The 16,445-nt window shown below is 42.9% G+C and carries 15 protein-coding genes; 5 read left to right on the forward strand and 10 right to left on the reverse strand.

Annotation, left to right across the window (positions count from 1 at the left end):
* Window positions 1-50: 50 nt before the first annotated feature.
* Window positions 51-1,424, reverse strand: coding sequence for a cytochrome P450 (locus AACT52_RS39440; RefSeq protein WP_073628827.1), 1,374 nt, complete (start codon window positions 1,422-1,424; stop codon window positions 51-53).
* Window positions 1,425-1,623: 199 nt separating this feature from the next.
* Window positions 1,624-3,006 carry a cytochrome P450 gene (locus tag AACT52_RS39445; RefSeq protein ID WP_073628829.1) on the reverse strand — a complete coding sequence of 461 codons (1,383 nt, stop codon included), beginning with the start codon at window positions 3,004-3,006 and terminating at the stop codon, window positions 1,624-1,626.
* Window positions 3,007-3,203: 197 nt separating this feature from the next.
* On the opposite strand from AACT52_RS39445, the gene AACT52_RS39450 reads away from it, so the two are divergent.
* From AACT52_RS39450 to AACT52_RS39460, 3 genes are all read left to right on the forward strand, one after another.
* Window positions 3,204-5,423, forward strand: a complete 2,220-nt coding sequence (locus AACT52_RS39450) for a transketolase (protein WP_073628831.1) — start codon at window positions 3,204-3,206, stop codon at window positions 5,421-5,423.
* A gap of 104 nt (window positions 5,424-5,527) precedes the next feature.
* Window positions 5,528-6,388: an NgoPII family restriction endonuclease gene (locus AACT52_RS39455; protein WP_073628833.1), complete on the forward strand. Its 861-nt coding sequence runs from the start codon at window positions 5,528-5,530 to the stop codon at window positions 6,386-6,388.
* 13 nt (window positions 6,389-6,401) lie between these two features.
* The gene (locus AACT52_RS39460) at window positions 6,402-7,490 is read left to right on the forward strand and encodes a DNA cytosine methyltransferase (RefSeq protein ID WP_073628835.1); all 1,089 of its coding nucleotides are present in this window, start codon (window positions 6,402-6,404) and stop codon (window positions 7,488-7,490) included.
* 131 nt (window positions 7,491-7,621) lie between these two features.
* On the opposite strand, the gene AACT52_RS39465 is transcribed toward AACT52_RS39460, so the two are convergent.
* Entirely contained in the window at window positions 7,622-7,804 is a 183-nt protein-coding gene (locus AACT52_RS39465; protein ID WP_143172725.1) for a hypothetical protein, read from the reverse strand.
* 104 nt (window positions 7,805-7,908) lie between these two features.
* On the opposite strand from AACT52_RS39465, the gene AACT52_RS39470 reads away from it, so the two are divergent.
* Complete coding sequence (locus AACT52_RS39470) at window positions 7,909-8,136, forward strand: DNA-binding protein (protein WP_073628837.1); 228 nt, start codon at window positions 7,909-7,911, stop codon at window positions 8,134-8,136.
* Between the two features lie 4 nt (window positions 8,137-8,140).
* Entirely contained in the window at window positions 8,141-8,392 is a 252-nt protein-coding gene (locus AACT52_RS39475; protein WP_073628839.1) for a hypothetical protein, read from the forward strand.
* Between the two features lie 292 nt (window positions 8,393-8,684).
* Here AACT52_RS39475 and AACT52_RS39480 read toward each other — a convergent pair whose 3' ends face one another.
* The 7 genes from AACT52_RS39480 to AACT52_RS39510 all read right to left on the reverse strand — a co-directional run bounded on the left by AACT52_RS39480 (window position 8,685) and on the right by AACT52_RS39510 (window position 16,427).
* Window positions 8,685-9,998 (reverse strand): CO2 hydration protein, encoded by a 1,314-nt coding sequence (locus AACT52_RS39480; protein WP_073628841.1) that lies wholly within the window; start codon window positions 9,996-9,998, stop codon window positions 8,685-8,687.
* A gap of 189 nt (window positions 9,999-10,187) precedes the next feature.
* Entirely contained in the window at window positions 10,188-11,690 is a 1,503-nt protein-coding gene (locus AACT52_RS39485; protein ID WP_073628843.1) for an NADH-quinone oxidoreductase subunit M, read from the reverse strand.
* 70 nt (window positions 11,691-11,760) lie between these two features.
* Entirely contained in the window at window positions 11,761-12,477 is a 717-nt protein-coding gene (locus AACT52_RS39490; protein ID WP_073628845.1) for a carbonic anhydrase, read from the reverse strand.
* A 123-nt stretch (window positions 12,478-12,600) separates the two neighbouring features.
* Window positions 12,601-14,463 (reverse strand): NAD(P)H-quinone oxidoreductase subunit F, encoded by a 1,863-nt coding sequence (locus tag AACT52_RS39495; RefSeq protein WP_073628847.1) that lies wholly within the window; start codon window positions 14,461-14,463, stop codon window positions 12,601-12,603.
* A gap of 296 nt (window positions 14,464-14,759) precedes the next feature.
* Window positions 14,760-14,960 (reverse strand): hypothetical protein, encoded by a 201-nt coding sequence (locus tag AACT52_RS39500; protein WP_073628849.1) that lies wholly within the window; start codon window positions 14,958-14,960, stop codon window positions 14,760-14,762.
* Window positions 14,961-15,203: 243 nt separating this feature from the next.
* Window positions 15,204-15,377: a hypothetical protein gene (locus tag AACT52_RS39505; protein ID WP_233153829.1), complete on the reverse strand. Its 174-nt coding sequence runs from the start codon at window positions 15,375-15,377 to the stop codon at window positions 15,204-15,206.
* Window positions 15,378-15,431: 54 nt separating this feature from the next.
* Window positions 15,432-16,427 (reverse strand): glycosyltransferase family 2 protein, encoded by a 996-nt coding sequence (locus tag AACT52_RS39510; protein WP_073628851.1) that lies wholly within the window; start codon window positions 16,425-16,427, stop codon window positions 15,432-15,434.
* Between the last annotated feature and the right edge of the window lie 18 nt (window positions 16,428-16,445).

Here is a 16,445-nt window from a genome sequence, read left to right on the forward strand (position 1 = left end):
AGCACAATTTTTGAGGTTAGACAAAGCCCTACTAACGTGTTCTGAACACCTTAACCAGCAACAGATGTCAGGCTGCGAGACTGCAGCGATCGCTGACCTTTCACAACCATTTGGATCGGCTGAGCAGGTGCTGTCACCAAACCACGACGTTTAGGACGCACATCACGGTTATCCACCAGTGCCAATTCTAACTGCAAAAGAATTTTGGCAAGTACCACTTTCATTTCAAATTGGGCAAATGCCATACCAATGCAGCGTCTTGCACCACCACCAAAGGGTATAAACTCATAGGCTGAAAATTGCCTCTCTAAAAAGCGTTCTGGCTTAAACTTCTTGGGTTCGGGGTATAAATCCTCTCGCTGGTGCGTGAGATACATTGAGCCAACGACAACTGTACCCGGTTCGAGTGCATGACCGCACAGGGACAGCGGTGTTCTCACGACTCGTGGAAAGGTGAGCATTGTCACTGAGTAAATCCGCAGAGCTTCGCAGCAAACAGCGTTGAGATAGGATAGTTTGAAAATTGTGCTAGAGTCTGGGTTATCCCCCAGGGTATCGAGTTCTTGCAGTAGCTTTTCTCGCACTGCTGGCTGTTTGTGAATCCAGTATAATGCCCAGGCTAGGGCAGTAGCCGTGGTTTCATGACCTGCAAACAACAGTGACATCAATTCATCACGCAACTCTTCATTCGTCATAGCCTCACCAGCTTCATCGCGTGCAGCCATCAGTAAGCTGAGGATATCTGTGCGAGAGGGGTCTGGTTGCTCTCGACGTTCCTGAATCTCTTGGTAAAGGAGTTTATCAACTTTTTCCCGCTGACGCACAAAGCTTCCCCAAGGACTCAACGGACCGAAATCCCGTTGTAGACCTCGAAAATAAAGCATAGCGACCATCAAGGGAGAACTCCAAGAATCCATTAACGCACACACAAGTTGCTCGAGTTCTTGAGCGCGGGGGCTGTCATATAACCCAAACACGACTTGCATGATTGTCCGCAGGGTAATGGCTTGTGTAGCAGAACGGACATTGAAGGGTTTGTCTATCTGCCACTGACTCATTTTTTGCTCTGTGATATTGCTAATTGCTTGACCATAGGTTCGCATCCTTTCACCGTGAAAGGGAGGCAATAACCACTGGCGTTGACGCCGATGTGCTTCACCGCTAACAGTGATAACAGAATGCTTCCCCATAAGTGGTTCAAAAACAGTGTTCCAATCACTGGGGGCTTCAAACTCTTTTGTGTCGCTAGTCAACATCTGCTGCAACGCTTGAGGGTTGCTAACGAAAACCACAGGAACATTCAAATTCAAGGTGAATATGTCCCCATAGCGTTTGGCACAGGCTTCCATAAATGACAGAGGAGTGAAAACCCACTGAGCCATTTGTATCAGCGCTGGCGTTTGTGGACCATTTGGTAGTTTCATAAGTTTTGTTTGCTGCTTCATACTCTTGTTGCCACTGAAGCTCACTGAAAATAATTAAATGTATTTATATATGACTGATGCACTGTACAAATGCACTCATATATGCCTTCAAGATAGGTCCTCTTTGCACTACTGCCGCATGACTTATTACATAACGATACTATTTGTACAATGCGTCAGTCCTACACTTGTGACCAACTTAACCAGGTATAGATGCCAGGGTTCGAGGCTTTACAGTTCGCTCACCTTTAACGACCAGTTGAATGGGGCGATCAGATGCTGTACCCAAACCACGGCGTTTTGGTCGCACCTCACCATTATCGACTAGCGCTAATTCCCAACGTGAGAGGATGGTAGCGAGTGCGACTTTCATTTCAAACTGAGCAAATGCTAAGCCAATACAGCGTCTTGCACCACCCCCAAAGGGTATGAATTCATAGGGGGAAAATTGCCTCTCTAAAAAGCGCTCTGGCTTAAACTGCTTTGGTTGTGGGTATAAATCCTCACGCTGATGAATGAGATAAATTGAGCCAAACAAGAAAGTGCCGGGTTCGAGTTCATGACCACACAGCGATACTGGTGTTTTCACCTCCCGTGGCATAGAAAGCATAGCCACTGGGTAAATCCGCAAAGTTTCACAGCACACAGCGTTTAGATAAGGTAATTTGAAAATGGTGCTAGGGTCTGGGTTATCACCCAAACTATCAAGTTCTTCCAGCAGCTTTTTGCGCACAGATGGCAATTTATGAACCCAGTACAAAGTCCAAGCTAGAGCTGTGGCTGTGGTTTCGTGACCTGCAGTTAACAGAGTTATTAACTGATCGCGTAATTCCTCATCCGTCATGGGCTGACCCTCCTCATCCCTAGCTGCCATTAGCAAACTGAGGATGTCTGTACGAGATGGATCTGGATGCTCTCGACGTTCCCGAATTTCCGCATACAGGAGTTGGTCAACTTGCTCTCGAACGCGCACAAAGCTTTTCCAAGGAGTCAGAGGACCTAAATCTCTTTGCAGGACTGGGAAATAAAGCAGGACGACGAACAATAGAGAAGTTGAATGCTCCAACATATTACGCAAAAGTTGCTCTAGTTGTTGGGCGCGTGGACCTTCATACAGCCCAAATACAGCTTGCAGGATCACTCGTAGAGTAATAGCTTGTGTTACAGTTCGGGCACTGAATGGTTTGTCGATTTGCAGCTGAGTGATAATTTGCTCTGTGACATTACTAATCGCTTGACCGTAGGTTCGCATCCTTTCGCCGTGAAAGGGAGGCAACAAAAGCTGGCGTTGGCGCTGGTGTGCTTCAGCGTCTAGGGTAAGAAGAGAATATTGCCCAACAAATGGTATCAGTATCTTGTTTATGCTACCTGGAGCTGCAAAGTCCTTGGTATCGCTAGTTAAAATTTCCTGTAGCGCTTGGGGATTGCTCACGAATATAAAAGGACTATATTGGGGATCGAATCGTAGAGTGACAAAATCGCCATAACGCTTTGTACAGTTCTCCATGAATGACATGGGGCTAAAAATCCACTGGAACATTTGTACAAGGGCTGGAGTTTGCGGTCCATCGGGTAGTTTCATAATTTGCTACTTAAAAGATTTTTTCCACTGAAACTACCTTAAAACAACTTCCTAACATCCACTTTCAAATATTTAAGGTAATTATCTTTCCATGACCAAACAGTAATAAACTGTTACAACCTGAAAGTTGTAAAATTTTTATTAAATTGAACGAGCATGTATAGTGTCTCCTCAATACTTGAAATAAGGTACTCAGCATGACAGCAATCACCCCAAAGGCAACTGCAGCATCTCCCGATTTTTGCGAAGGAATTCAATACTTTGGTGAAGCAATCCCAGGTTTTGAAACTTATGGTGGAACACCTGCCATAGAGTCGGGGGGGACTGCCAACCCCACAGATCCAGCCGCCGCCTTCCAAACCTTACTTGCTGCCGACGCTTTGCGCTACCTGACATTGCAAATCACCGGCTCTAAAGCCTCTGGACACCCAGGTGGTTTTGCCTCTCAAGCAGAAGCTTATGCAGCGCTTGTCATGCTCGGTTACAAGAACATTATCACCGAAGTGGGACACCATGCCCCTGGATTTTATAGTGCCATGTTCTTGGATCGTTCGCTAGAGGACATGGGAATTTTTACAGTGCAACAATTGCGCGATCGCTTCCGGGAAAAGCACGGACTGTTGGGACACCTTTCTGGCTACATTCCCGGTATTCTTGCACCCGCAGGTCCTTTGGGACAAGGGCAACACTTTGCAATGGCAGCTGCAAAGCTGCATAAAGATAAGTTATTCCCCTTTACCGTTGGCGACGGTGGACTGGGTGAACCGTATATCATAAGTGCGATCGCACACTTCCACACCGCGTTTCCAGGGGCGACTAACTTCTTGCCAGTGTTGGTGTGGAACGGTTACAGCCAGGAACACCATAGCATGGTTTCCCTCAAAACCAATGAACAGATGAAGGCATACTGGCAAGGTAACGGTTTTGAAGAAGTCGTGTTAGTCGATGCCAAAGACTTTGACGACCAAAACCAGCCAGGCGATTATGTTGATAGTACCGCCTTTTCATTTGAGCAGCGGCTAGCTTTCACCAAAGCCGTACTAACTGGTGTGGATAAAGCGGCTATTTCTGCACTTGGCGGCAAGCTTACCGTGTTCATCATAAAACAACTCAAAGGTGCAGGAGTCCACGCAAGAGGTGCAAAATCGCACAACCTTTATCCTAAAGATACCCTTGATGCTCCGCATATTATAAATGCGTTGAAAGAACGCGCCTTACCTCCAGAAGCTTGGCAACTGGTGCGGACAAATGCTGAACGCGCAGGCGGAGGTCCCGCAGCGAAGACAGTTGTGACAGAATTTGAATTACCATTGCCAGAATTAGGCGAATTGCCTTTGGAAGAATATGCAGTAGGAGGAGATCCAAAAGTTTCCACCACATCTATGGGAAGATTAGTGGGAATAGTTGGACAGAAAGATAAGAATTTCCTGGTGACTAATGCCGATGGTAACGAAGCATCAGGAATTGCTAATATCAACCAAGCACTCAAAATTATCCACCCCACCACAGACGACTTATATAACCAAGCACCAGGTGGACAAGTTTACGAACCTTTGAGTGAAGATGCTTGTGCTGGGTTAGCTGCTGGTTTATCCTTGATGGGTGCGAGAACTTTGTGGTGTTCCTACGAATCTTTTGCCATCAACGGTTTACCAATTTGGCAAACAGTCACGCAAGCAATGGCAGAATTGCGACGTCCCACTCCCTCAACAATTACTTTATTCACTGCTGGCGCATTAGAGCAAGGACGCAACGGTTGGACTCACCAACGTCCGGAAATTGAAGCTTATTTTGCTTCCTTGATGCGGAATGGAAATGTATTCCCATTGTTTCCCCCCGATGCTAACAGTATTCAAGTCTGTTATGACTGGGCGCTGACAACAAAGAATAAGGGAATTGTGATTACTGCGAGTAAGTCGCCATTGCCAATTAGAACAACATTTGAACAAACTCGTCAAGGGTTACGCGATGGTGCAGTCGTGTTGCAAGATGTTGATTCTAATCAAGGGGGGAGTAAGAAAGTTGTATTTGCCGTCATTGGCGATATGACGTTAATGCCAGTATTTGAAGCTGCTGCTTTTCTAGAAACTGAAGGTATTGCCGTCAAGATTGTTTCTGTTATCAACCCCCGGCGTTTGTATCGTCCTCATGATACCGCTTGGGATACTTGTTCGCAAGCCGATGGCGGTTTCTTGGATGATGAGAAATTTGCCGAATTATTTGATGGCGATGCACTCATTGGTGTCACTGGTGGCGCTGCGGCGATGCTAGAACCCATCATGCTGCGGAGTACGGCGAAGCGCGATACTTTCGCATGGAGGCGTGGGGAGACGACGGCGAGTGCTGGCGAGTTGATGGCGTTTAATGGGTTGACGGCGGAGGCGTTGGCGAAGCGGGGGATTGAGTTGCTGCATTAGATTTAGCAATCTGATACGATACGGTATTGCCGCTCTTCACACATGAGGAGCGGCATAATCTTTATTATCTAATTAGAATATAGTAATAAACATAACATACATTTATGGCAGACTTACTTAAAGCAATTAAAACAATTGTTGATAATCCCATTCCAGATTTAGTAAGTTACTACCAAGGTAAAAATAGAATTAACAGTATTGGTGATGCTTTGGAATGTTTTGTAAAGGATATCTTTGCCGAAACTTTAAGTCAAAGCGATCAGGCTCTAAAAAATGAGAGATATTCTGAAGTTTTTTCTTATATAGGTAATCAGAACAACCCACCAGATCTAATTTTAAAAAATGGTGATGCAATAGAAGTCAAAAAAATAGAATCACTAAAAGCAAGTATTGCATTAAACAGTTCCTATCCAAAATCTAAATTATATTATGATAGTCCACTGCTCACAAAACATTGTCGTCAATGCGAAGATTGGCAAGAGAAAGACATCATTTATGTAATTGGTGTTCCCAAAGATAGAAAACTGAAACTTCTTTGGTTTATATATGGTGATTGCTATGCTGCCGACAGAGAAATATATGAAAGAATTGCTAAAAAAATTAGTAGCGGCATTAGAGAAATCAAAGATGTTGAATTTTCTGACACTAGAGAGCTAGGAAGAGTGAATAAAGTAGATCCTCTAGGGATTACAGATTTGAGGATTAGAGGAATGTGGGGAATAACAAATCCTATATTTGTTTATGATTATATTTTTCAGTATGAGGAAACAAACAATTTACAAGTAGTAGTAATTATGAAAGAAGACAAGTATTTATCTTTTTATTCAGAAACTCGAAAAGAAATAGAAGGTATATCTAATGTTAACTTCAAACACCAAAATGTCAACATTAGATCTCCGAATAATCCTGCTCAACTTATTCGTGCTAAAATGTTTATCTATAAAATTAAAAATCAACTTAGTTAATTAATTAAAAAATATGAATATAGTGTCTCTATTTTCAGGTTGTGGAGGTTTAGATTTAGGCTTTCATCAAGCTGGATTTAACATAGTCTGGGCAAATGAATATGATAAATCAATTTGGGATACTTATGAAATTAATCATCCAAATGTGACACTAGATAGAAGAGATATCAGAGCTATTGAACCTGATGATATACCTGACTGCATAGGTATCATTGGTGGTCCTCCTTGCCAAAGTTGGAGTGAAGCTGGTGCTGGACGAGGAATAAATGATAGCAGAGGTCAGTTATTTTTTGATTACATTAGAATTATTAGAGAAAAAAAACCTCTTTTTTTTCTAGCTGAAAATGTCAGTGGAATTTTAGCAGAAAAGCATAACAAAGCTTTTACAAATATTTTATATCAATTTAAAGACGCTGGATATGAGGTGACTTATAAATTGCTCAATGCTTACAATTATGGAGTACCCCAAGATAGAAAACGGGTAATTATTGTAGGGTATAGAGAAGAGATGGGGGGAACCTTTGAATTTCCCCGGGAAAGCAGGCACATTTTAACTCTAAGAGATGCTATCTACGATATAAATGAATTTGAACCGATAGCAGTAGCAGGAGAGGTATCTAAAACTCACCCATATATACCTAATCATGAATATATGGAAGGTAGTTTTTCTAGCATTTATATGTCAAGAAACAGAGTAAGAACCTGGGATGAGCCATCTTTTACAATTCAGGCAGGTGGTAGACATGCTCCTATACATCCTCAAGCACAAAAAATGATTTGGGTTGGCAAAGATAAATGGATTTTTGATCCCAATTCATTAAAACAATACAGGAGATTATCTGTGAGAGAATGTGCAAGAATTCAAACTTTTCCAGATGATTATATTTTTAAATATAAAAATATAATTGATGGCTATAAAATGGTTGGAAATGCTGTTCCTGTATTGCTAGCAAAACAGCTTGCTACTAAAATAATTATAGATATAAAAGAATACCAAAATTTTGGTTTTTGTAATCATGTGCGTCGTCACAAATATCCGACACAACTCACATTATTTGAACCCAGTTCTTTGATAGAAACAAAAATAATATGTGCTGACTAAGGGTGGCTGATGAATTGTCAAGTTGGCTATACGGTTTAAGGTGATTTTTGTCGTTTGGGTTGAGGCAACAGAACACAAGCGCTCAAATATCTTTAGTATAACTACCTGCTTTGCATGAATCCAAAAAAGTGTCAAATAGCCCATCGGACTACAACTGGAAAACTGGACTTTGCCTTAGAAACATCGAAAGATGCGTGAAACGAATCGGTTAGGGAAGTGCGATCGCGATTCGGGGCACTGCCCTGAGTCTCTGGGGGACACGCTTTGCGCTTACGCGCAATCGCCTCAATAGGAAACTCGAGGTTCGGCAACAAGCCCCTTTGCCTCTACTTCTCTACACTCCTCGCCGATTTGATAAGACATTATTTCCATCAAAATATAATATTTTAAAACACATTAGCAAAAATACGAGTAAAAAATGACTATACAAGGAAAAAATCAGCGTGTACAAATCAGTTTGGATTTGTCACCAGAACTGTATGAGACTTTAAAGAACCTGGCTCAACAGCTTGATGGAGACATGGCTGAGGTTCTGCTGAAAGGTATAGTTTTGATGCAGGTAGCAGTAGAAGCAAAGCAGAACGGGAAGCATTTGTGGATTACTGATGAAAAGAAAACTTTAGAGACTGAAATTGTTGGCATTTAGCAGCATGACAGATTTAAAAGATTTATCCAATTTAATTGCCAAACAAGGTAAAAACCCGCTGATTTTATCATCACTAAATTTGCAGTCTCAAGAAGATGCAGCGCTTGAACGGAAGCTGCGAGAACTAAAGTCTAAACAAGAATTAAGAAAAGATTGGATTTTATTTATTGTCAGAGATGTCGTAGTTTTTTCTGCCGCCGTTGTTTTCATCTTGGGTGTCAGTGGTTACTCTCTATTCACTTTGATTCACAGGTAGTACATCTGAAGATGAAAAAGCGATGGCTTGCAGGTAAACTTCCTCCAAGCCAGACACTCACTGCTTTTCAAATTTTTGGGCGAGTCTAATGACTCATGACGATACTCACAAGAAAGTATGCAATTTAACGTGAGTTCTCAGGACCTCTCCCACCCAACCTCCCTCTCCTACAAGGAGAGGGAGGAGCTACGTAAAAATGGGATTTTTAAGCCTCTCCCCTTATAGGGGAGAGGTTTGGAGAGGGGTCAAATCAGGATACATCGAACTCACGTCAATTTAAATGTGTTTTCGCTTATCTATAATCCTGCCTTTGAATATCCCGCAGGCGAGCAGCATCACGAATGCCATATTCGGGACGTGTGAACCGATTTAACTGAGTCTCAAAAAAGTCCCGATTTGCTTGTAAATGCTCAGGATCTGGATCATCTAAAGGATGTAAAAGTGCAGTCCGTAATGCTTGAATAACCGCAGAAGTGACGCAGTACATTGACCGTTGAAAACTAACTCCCAACTGAATCAACATATCTTCTTCTCCTCGGCAATGTTGCTTGTAGTACTCGACAAGATATGGTGGCAAGAAATGCAACATATCTTGCATGAGGAGTGTTGGTGGAATGCCAGCGGTACCTACTGGAAAGACATCTGCATAAAGAATTCCGTAGTGGAAGTCTTTTTGGTCTTCTGGTACTTGTCGTGCTTGAGCATTATAAGATTTAGTACCCCGGAAGGGAGCGGTGCGGTAGAAAACAGCTTCCACGTAAGGTAATGCAGCTTCGTGAAGCCATACGAATCCTTTAGATTTGGGAACGATTTCGTAGCATTCGCCACGGATATAAACATTATGGTAAATGGGACGATTTGCGACTGCAAGAATTCCATTCACCAAGAAATTCATTGCGTCTGGGACACTGGTAATTTTCCCTTCGTCATACAAGTCTGACATTTCAAAGAACACGGGAGCCATGATTTCCCAGAACAAGCCCAAATTAGCGTAGTAAGACATCTGGCGGCACTGTTCTATAAACATATCTGGGAACAGTTTGTAGAGTGCCAACATGAATGGGTTGCCTTGGAAGTAAGCTTTGATTGCCCTGTCGGCGTTGGCTTTATATTCTTCGGTGTCCAAGTAAGGGTCAAATTTCCCACCCATACCTCTGTGCCAAAGCATTGCCCGCATACAAGCTTCAGCAAATTCCATGTTGATGCGATCATGGAATAAGTGATGCAACAACTTCGGCATTTTGAAGGTTTCACCCTTTTCCATAAATGCCAAAAGTTCTGGATGGGCAGTTGCTTCACCGCGCCAAACTCTCAACTCAGCATCATCGCCTGCATAATGATTGTGGAGTTCTAAATACTCCTTAGGCAAGAAGTATTTGAAGAAGGGAAATGGATTTATAAATACGCGTTCGGCAATATATAATAAGTCGCGCCAGTAGAAGTCCATCGGTACTGCATAAGCTTTGTAAAGACCGATGATTTGCATCAAGTTCTCTGGGGTATCGGGCAACATTGCACCGCCTGCTTCCAACCGATGAATCACTTCTGCAAATTCATGGGTTGAAGGAGGTAATTTAGTTGAAGATTTCTCTGGAGTTTGTACCATTTGGATTTCCTCAAATTTAGCTATAGCAATCCTATTTCGTTTGTGTGAAAGTGCCTGCGCGTAAGCGCATAAATTGGTCTTCTTCAGATCCCCGACTTCGCCAAAGTTGTCGGGGATCTTATCTTTTCAGATTATGAGTTTTTGGTTGTTAGTGGTTAGTTCTGAAAAAGAAGGGTTTTTAAGGCAAGTTTATTGATTGAGAGCGACTTGAGCAGTTACGGCTTTCTCAACAGGAGGAATTGCCGCAACCATTGCTGTAGATGTTGGTTCAGTCCAACGCACTAACCAATTAGGTTGTATTCCCAAGAACAAGATGAGAACTGCCAAGAGAAGGGCTGGCATTTTCTCAGACCACAGAACTTTGGGATAGTAAGCTAAGTTGTTGTCAAGTTTGCCAAAACAGGTACGGTTAAGGAGGATGACAAAGTAGACTGCGGTTAAGCCACTCGCAACTACACACAATAGTGTTGGTATGGGAAAGACCGAGAAACTACCTTGAAACACTATAAACTCAGCAATGAATCCTACCATGCCTGGAATGCCAGCGCTTGCCATACCACCTAAAACTAGTAGGGCGCTGATCAGGGGTAGTCCGCGTATGGGACTCATTAAGCCATTGAGTTTATCCAACTCACGGGTTCCTACCTTTGCTTCGACAACTCCTACTAAATGGAAGAGGAGGGCGAGGATGATGCCGTGACTCACCATTTGTGTAATGGCACCGATGAGTGCTAAGGAAGTGCTGGCAGCAGCAGCTAACAATATGTAGCCCATATGACCGATGGAACTGTATGCTACCATGCGCTTGATGTCTTTTTGGGCAATTGCTGTAAGCGCCCCGTATATCGCACTGACTGCCCCCCAAATTGCCAAAGTCGGCGCAAGAATACTCCAAGCTTGGGGAAACAGCGCCATTCCAAATCGCAAAATGCCATAAGTTCCTAGCTTTGCTAGCACTCCGCCGAGAAGAATAGCAACGGGGGCTGAAGCTTCAACGTAAGCATCGGGTAACCAAGTATGCAAGGGAATTAGAGGAATTTTGATACCAAAACCTAGCACTATTCCTGCAAGTAGAATGATTTGCAGTGCTGTTGATAAGGTTTGGGTGGAGAGTGCATCGTAATTAAAGCTGGTTGAACCAGTAAGCCACACTGTACCTAAGAATGCCGCCAGAATTAATGCTCCTGAAACAGCAGTATAAATCAGGAACTTCATGCCAGCATAAGCCCGCTTTTCACCACCCCAAATGGAAATCAGCAGATAGAAGGGTATCAATTCTAGTTCGTAGAACAGGAAGAAGAGCAACAAATTCTGTGCTGCGATCGCACCTGCTACCCCTCCACTGACGAATAAGATGAGCGAATAGAAAAGCCGGGGACGTTCGGTTTGTTGACTGCTGCTGTAGATAGCAATCCAAGTCAGCAAACTATTTAAAATGAGCATCAGTATGGAAAGTCCATCAGCCCCCAATTGATAGCTCAAGCCCAGGGTATCATTCCAAGGTAAATATTCCTGTAACTGCATTCCTGAATTGGAGATATCAAATTTCAGGAATAGGAAAATATTCCAAATAAGAGCTAATCCAGCAACAGTTAAGGCTGTCAAACGAATATTAATTGCAGGAATAGCACGAGGCAATAAACTAATAACAGCGGCACCTAAAATAGGTAGCCAAATTAAGGTACTGAGCATAGAGTGATTCGACTCAAAAGAAAACTTGTTAGTGAGTTGTTATTAGGCGCAGATTCATGAATAGTTAGTGCTAACTAACCATAGTGATTTTGCCAGTATCCAAATCGTAAAAAGCACCTACAATTGTCAATTTGTTGGTATCAATTAACTGAGAGAGAACTGTTGACGATTTCAACTTTTCCACTTGCACCAAAATATTTGCTTTAGTAGCGTTTTCTAGCTGGTCACCTGGTATGTTTTTTGACCTTTCTACACCTAGTTTAATGGCATCAAGCACAGTGGCAATTTGACCGGGAACTTGAGCACCTTTTATCGTGGCATCTACCGCACCACATCTTCTATGACCAAGCACCATAATGACCTTTGTCCCCAATACCAAACTGCCAAATTCCAGGCTGCCAATCTCCTCTGAAGTGGCGATATTACCAGCTACACGACACACAAATAAATCTCCAAATCCTTGGTCAAGAACAATTTCAGCAGGAACCCGTGAATCTGCACATCCGAGAATAGATGCAAACGGCTTCTGAGCTTTTGCGACTTCAACAAGACGTGTAGGAGTTTGGTTAGGGTTGCGACGTTTTCTTGCGACAAAGCGTTGATTTCCCTCGATTAACGATTGCAGAGCCTGATCGGGAGTGATGTCTTTTTGTTGTGCTACGGCTGGTTCAAGAACCATTAACTTGGAGCCAATTCCTGCTGTTAATACCCCTGTTCCTATTGCTCCTGCACCAAATTTGAACAAATTTCTTCTGGAAAGATTTCCCTTCTGTGTTTTTTTATTCATCGTCTTTTTCTGATACTTCTACTTGCTGATTGTTAATTATTTGTTATTAATGATTGGTTGAAAATTGAGTTTTTTGTAAGGGCGCAGAAATTTGCGCCCCTACTCCACTAAGGAATCCCAAAACTAAAACACCAAATCTAAAAACTGAACTCCCCAGTATTGCCAACTCACAAGCATTCCTAAAACTCCTACTCCCAACAGGATAGTGAATGCATAAAACTGGGTTTGTCCTGAGGTGCTGTATTTCAAACCTTCCCCACTCAATATGGAAATTAAGCCAACTAAGTTAACAATTCCATCAAATATTAAGCGGTCAATCATGTCGGCAAGTTTTGAAATCAGGTCAACACCCAAAACTATGCTCACCCGATACAGTTTTGGTGTGTAGAAGTCGTATGCTACCAAGTCTTGCAAAGCTTTGATGGGCAAGCGAACAGGTTTGGAAATGACATTGCCCAGATAGATGACACCACTGATGCTGCACCCAAAAATACTCGACCAAATCAGTAGTAGTGCGACATCTTTGTTGAGAGTTGCCCAAGATGGTAACAGTGATAAGCTTTGCAACACCAAGGGTAAATGGAGAGTAAAAGCAAGCAAAATAATCATTGGTAGAGCCATTTGCCAACTCACTTCGGGTGAGCGCTCGCTCATTTGCTTGGGTTTCCCGCCAAAAATTAAACTGAACTCCCTAGTTAAACTGAAAGCTGTCAAAGCGTTCACCGCTATCACCACTCCCACTAACCAAGGTTGCGTTTCCCACAGCCCTGAAGCTAATTTCAGTAATGCCCAAAAGCCGCCCAACGGTGGAAACCCAATTAACGCCAGAGTCCCTACTACATAAGCTATGCCTGATACTGGACGGCGTGACCACAGTCCCCCCACAAGGGTGACATCTTGAGTGATGCTGTTCCAGATAATGGTACCAGTACTCATGACTAACAGTGCTGCACCTAAAGCATGAGTCAGTACCAATAACAGTGCTGCTTCGTCTTGTTGCGTTCCTACGGCGATAAACACCAAACCCATGTAGGCACTCACAGAATAGGATAAGCAACGTTTGATGTCAATTTGGGCGATCGCAATTAAAGAAGCACCCACTGCTGTCACTGCACCAATAGCCACCATTGCAGAAGTTGCTATAGGCGACAAGCTCAAAACAGGTTGCAGCTTAATCAGCACCCAAGCACCACTCGCAACGACCACTGAATTCCGTAAAATTGTACTGGGAACAGGTCCTTCCATCGCCTCATCCAGCCACAGATGCAAGGGGAATTGGGCACACTTACCCATCGGACCTGCAATTAATGCTAGACAAGCCAAAGCTATTAAGGTAGGGTTGACGTTGGCAGTAGCCGCCCACTCGGCGAGTTCCGTATAGTTCCAAGTCCCTGCTACAGACCATAGTGCCAGGACTCCCATCAGCAGGAATAAATCTCCCACCCGCTTGGTTAAGAAAGCATCTCTAGCACCCGTGACAACCAAGGGCTGACTAAACCAAAGTCCCACCAATAAGTAAGTACCTAAAGTTAGGATTTCCAAAATGACATAGCTGAAAAACAAAGAGTTGCATAATACAAGGGCACATAGCCCAGCTTCAAACAATCCCAACAGGGAATAGAAGCGTCCCCAGCCCCAGTCCATCTCCATGTAGCCGACAGCGTAAATTTGTGCTAGCAAATTCAAGCCAGCAATCACAACCATCGCGCTGACACTTAATGAGGAGATTTCTAAATCAATAGAGAGGTTTAAACCCGCCGTATTCAGCCAAGGTATAGATATCTCTAATGGCAGTTGATTCCAAGTCGCTGGTAATGCTAAAGCAGCATGAACAAACGCAAAAAATGTCATTACCAAGTTGACATAACCTGCCGGTCTTGGTCCGGTGCGTCGAATGATTCCTGGAGACCAAGGCAGGGCTAAAAGCCCGCCAATTAAGGCATAGGAAGGTACTAACCAAACGGTTTCAAGCAGGAAATGAGCCATGAACTCTCCTCTAAATTTGCAGCATAACAGAACGCGGTTGTCAACTAACAACCGTTGCTTCAAATAAAGCAGATATGGGAATTGAAAAATTAATTTTTATTTAAGCTTCTTAGATCATAGATTACCGTTTATCACAACAAAAGGGAATAAGTGACCTAAATAATTAATAGATGTTTACTCTAATAAATTCTTATACTTTTGAAAATTAATAGTAACTATTGTTTTCTATCTATAGTAGTTCGATACAAAAAAGCAGAGACGCAACTGGTTGCGTCTTTGGATGCTTTTCGCTTGAATTAGTAGATTCTTTCTACGACTGCTTGCCCATTTTCTGGTAAACTGTACGCAATCATAGCTGAGGGCTGCGACAACTGACTGATAGGTGCGGGTTTCATTTCGCCCCGAAAGTCAAGCAGTTGCACAAGGAGAAGGTAGGCAATTGCCAAAAGTATGGAAATCGCACCTGTGATAATTGCAACTATTTTTCCACGATTCATCGAAAATTATGGGTCTCTTGCCCCGTGCTAAAAGCACGGCTTTACATTTGAATGCTGGTTTTTAAATGGATATAATCCCAGGAACCAGCAAAACCCGTAGTTAGTCCCCTCGCCCACCTAATCCAAGATAGCTTGGTGAGACCAGTGCTGTTCGCGTTCGCGTAGCGTGCGCTTTGCGCTCAGCGTGCCCGAAGGGCTTAGGAGGGTCTCCCGACCTAGGCAACTGGCGAACCCGTAAGGGCATTACCCAACGCCCTTACCAATCAAGCTTAGAGATAAATCCTCCCTTATGGGAAGCATCCGTTCGTCTGTACCAGAATTAGGCTCCCAGGGGCTATTCACCTCTTGCGTTGTCCGAATTGGTTCGGTCAATCCTCCTCCATGACGGGCTCGGTTGGTGAACAGTCTTACCTGCAATGTGAACTATTGTATTATGCCTATAGTAAGATTGCGATCGCACATCCTAGAGTGTTATATATATTTTTTTTCCGGGCTAACAAGGTTATCTATTATTGAATTGAAGAACTTTTGGACCAACAGTATACGGCAAGCAATTCTTTCAGTAAGACGAAAGCCACAAATACTTTGGACAAGACGATAAAATGGTCTTTGAGAGTTTTGCTTAAAATCAGGAAACAGAATTAAAGCTTCTTCTAACAATCGTGTGTATTGTGAGTAGTTGTCAATCAACAAAGAATCTCTAGCCAGTTCAAAATAAGATTTAGCTAAGGCATACCGATACCTCATCGTAAGTTGGTTCATCTGTATCAATTTTTTTTCTGCCTTTTCTAAGACTGCACAGTGGCTTTCTATCCAGCGGGGCGGAGAACTACTAGAGACTGTGACATTGCCATATCGTCTATAGATAGAATAACAGCCAGGTTGATAGACAACTTTGGCACCATTGAGGGCTACTGATAAAAAGAAATCTCTATCCTGCGCAGCAGGCAATCTTTCATCCCAACCACCAACCTTTTCTACAACAGTTCTCTTATATAGTAAAGAAGCAACAGCAGTCCACCAATTGGCAAGCAGAGACTCAAGTATATCTATTTGTGTTCCAGCAATCTCTACTTTATCTAGAAAACTTGTGCCATCAGGCAAATGATGTTTGTGTCTCCAATCACCATAAACAACATCCGCTCCAGTTGTTTCTAGAAAATGCACTTGCCTTTCGATTTTTTCTGGTAATATATAGTCATCAGCATCCAAAAACTGGATATATTTCCCGCTAGATAGAGCAAAAGCTCTGTTTCTGGCGTGATTTCCCCCTTTATGAGGCAAACTTTCGCAAATTATTTTTTTTTCAAATGTTTTGATAATTTTCCAAGAATTGTCAGTTGAACCATCATCAATGACGACAATTTCAATGTTCGGATAGGTTTGTTGCAAGCAGCTATGAATTGCTTCTGCTATCCATCTTTCTGCATTAAAGCAAGGTATAATGACCGAAACAAGCGGTGGCATATCTTTATTCCTGACTTC

This window comes from Scytonema sp. HK-05, assembly GCF_963872035.1.
GTDB lineage: Bacteria > Cyanobacteriota > Cyanobacteriia > Cyanobacteriales > Nostocaceae > Kalymmatonema.

What these genes read in the sequence shown, in the direction of transcription:
- AACT52_RS39440 (WP_073628827.1), bottom strand. Translation starts at nt 1,424, where the DNA reads ATGAAACTACCAAATGGTCCACAAACGCCAGCGCTGATACAAATGGCT.
- AACT52_RS39445 (WP_073628829.1), bottom strand. Translation starts at nt 3,006, where the DNA reads ATGAAACTACCCGATGGACCGCAAACTCCAGCCCTTGTACAAATGTTC.
- AACT52_RS39450 (WP_073628831.1), top strand. Translation starts at nt 3,204, where the DNA reads ATGACAGCAATCACCCCAAAGGCAACTGCAGCATCTCCCGATTTTTGC.
- AACT52_RS39455 (WP_073628833.1), top strand. Translation starts at nt 5,528, where the DNA reads ATGGCAGACTTACTTAAAGCAATTAAAACAATTGTTGATAATCCCATT.
- AACT52_RS39460 (WP_073628835.1), top strand. Translation starts at nt 6,402, where the DNA reads ATGAATATAGTGTCTCTATTTTCAGGTTGTGGAGGTTTAGATTTAGGC.
- AACT52_RS39470 (WP_073628837.1), top strand. Translation starts at nt 7,909, where the DNA reads ATGACTATACAAGGAAAAAATCAGCGTGTACAAATCAGTTTGGATTTG.
- AACT52_RS39475 (WP_073628839.1), top strand. Translation starts at nt 8,141, where the DNA reads ATGACAGATTTAAAAGATTTATCCAATTTAATTGCCAAACAAGGTAAA.
- AACT52_RS39480 (WP_073628841.1), bottom strand. Translation starts at nt 9,998, where the DNA reads ATGGTACAAACTCCAGAGAAATCTTCAACTAAATTACCTCCTTCAACC.
- AACT52_RS39485 (WP_073628843.1), bottom strand. Translation starts at nt 11,690, where the DNA reads ATGCTCAGTACCTTAATTTGGCTACCTATTTTAGGTGCCGCTGTTATT.
- AACT52_RS39490 (WP_073628845.1), bottom strand. Translation starts at nt 12,477, where the DNA reads ATGAATAAAAAAACACAGAAGGGAAATCTTTCCAGAAGAAATTTGTTC.
- AACT52_RS39495 (WP_073628847.1), bottom strand. Translation starts at nt 14,463, where the DNA reads ATGGCTCATTTCCTGCTTGAAACCGTTTGGTTAGTACCTTCCTATGCC.
- AACT52_RS39500 (WP_073628849.1), bottom strand. Translation starts at nt 14,960, where the DNA reads ATGAATCGTGGAAAAATAGTTGCAATTATCACAGGTGCGATTTCCATA.
- AACT52_RS39510 (WP_073628851.1), bottom strand. Translation starts at nt 16,427, where the DNA reads ATGCCACCGCTTGTTTCGGTCATTATACCTTGCTTTAATGCAGAAAGA.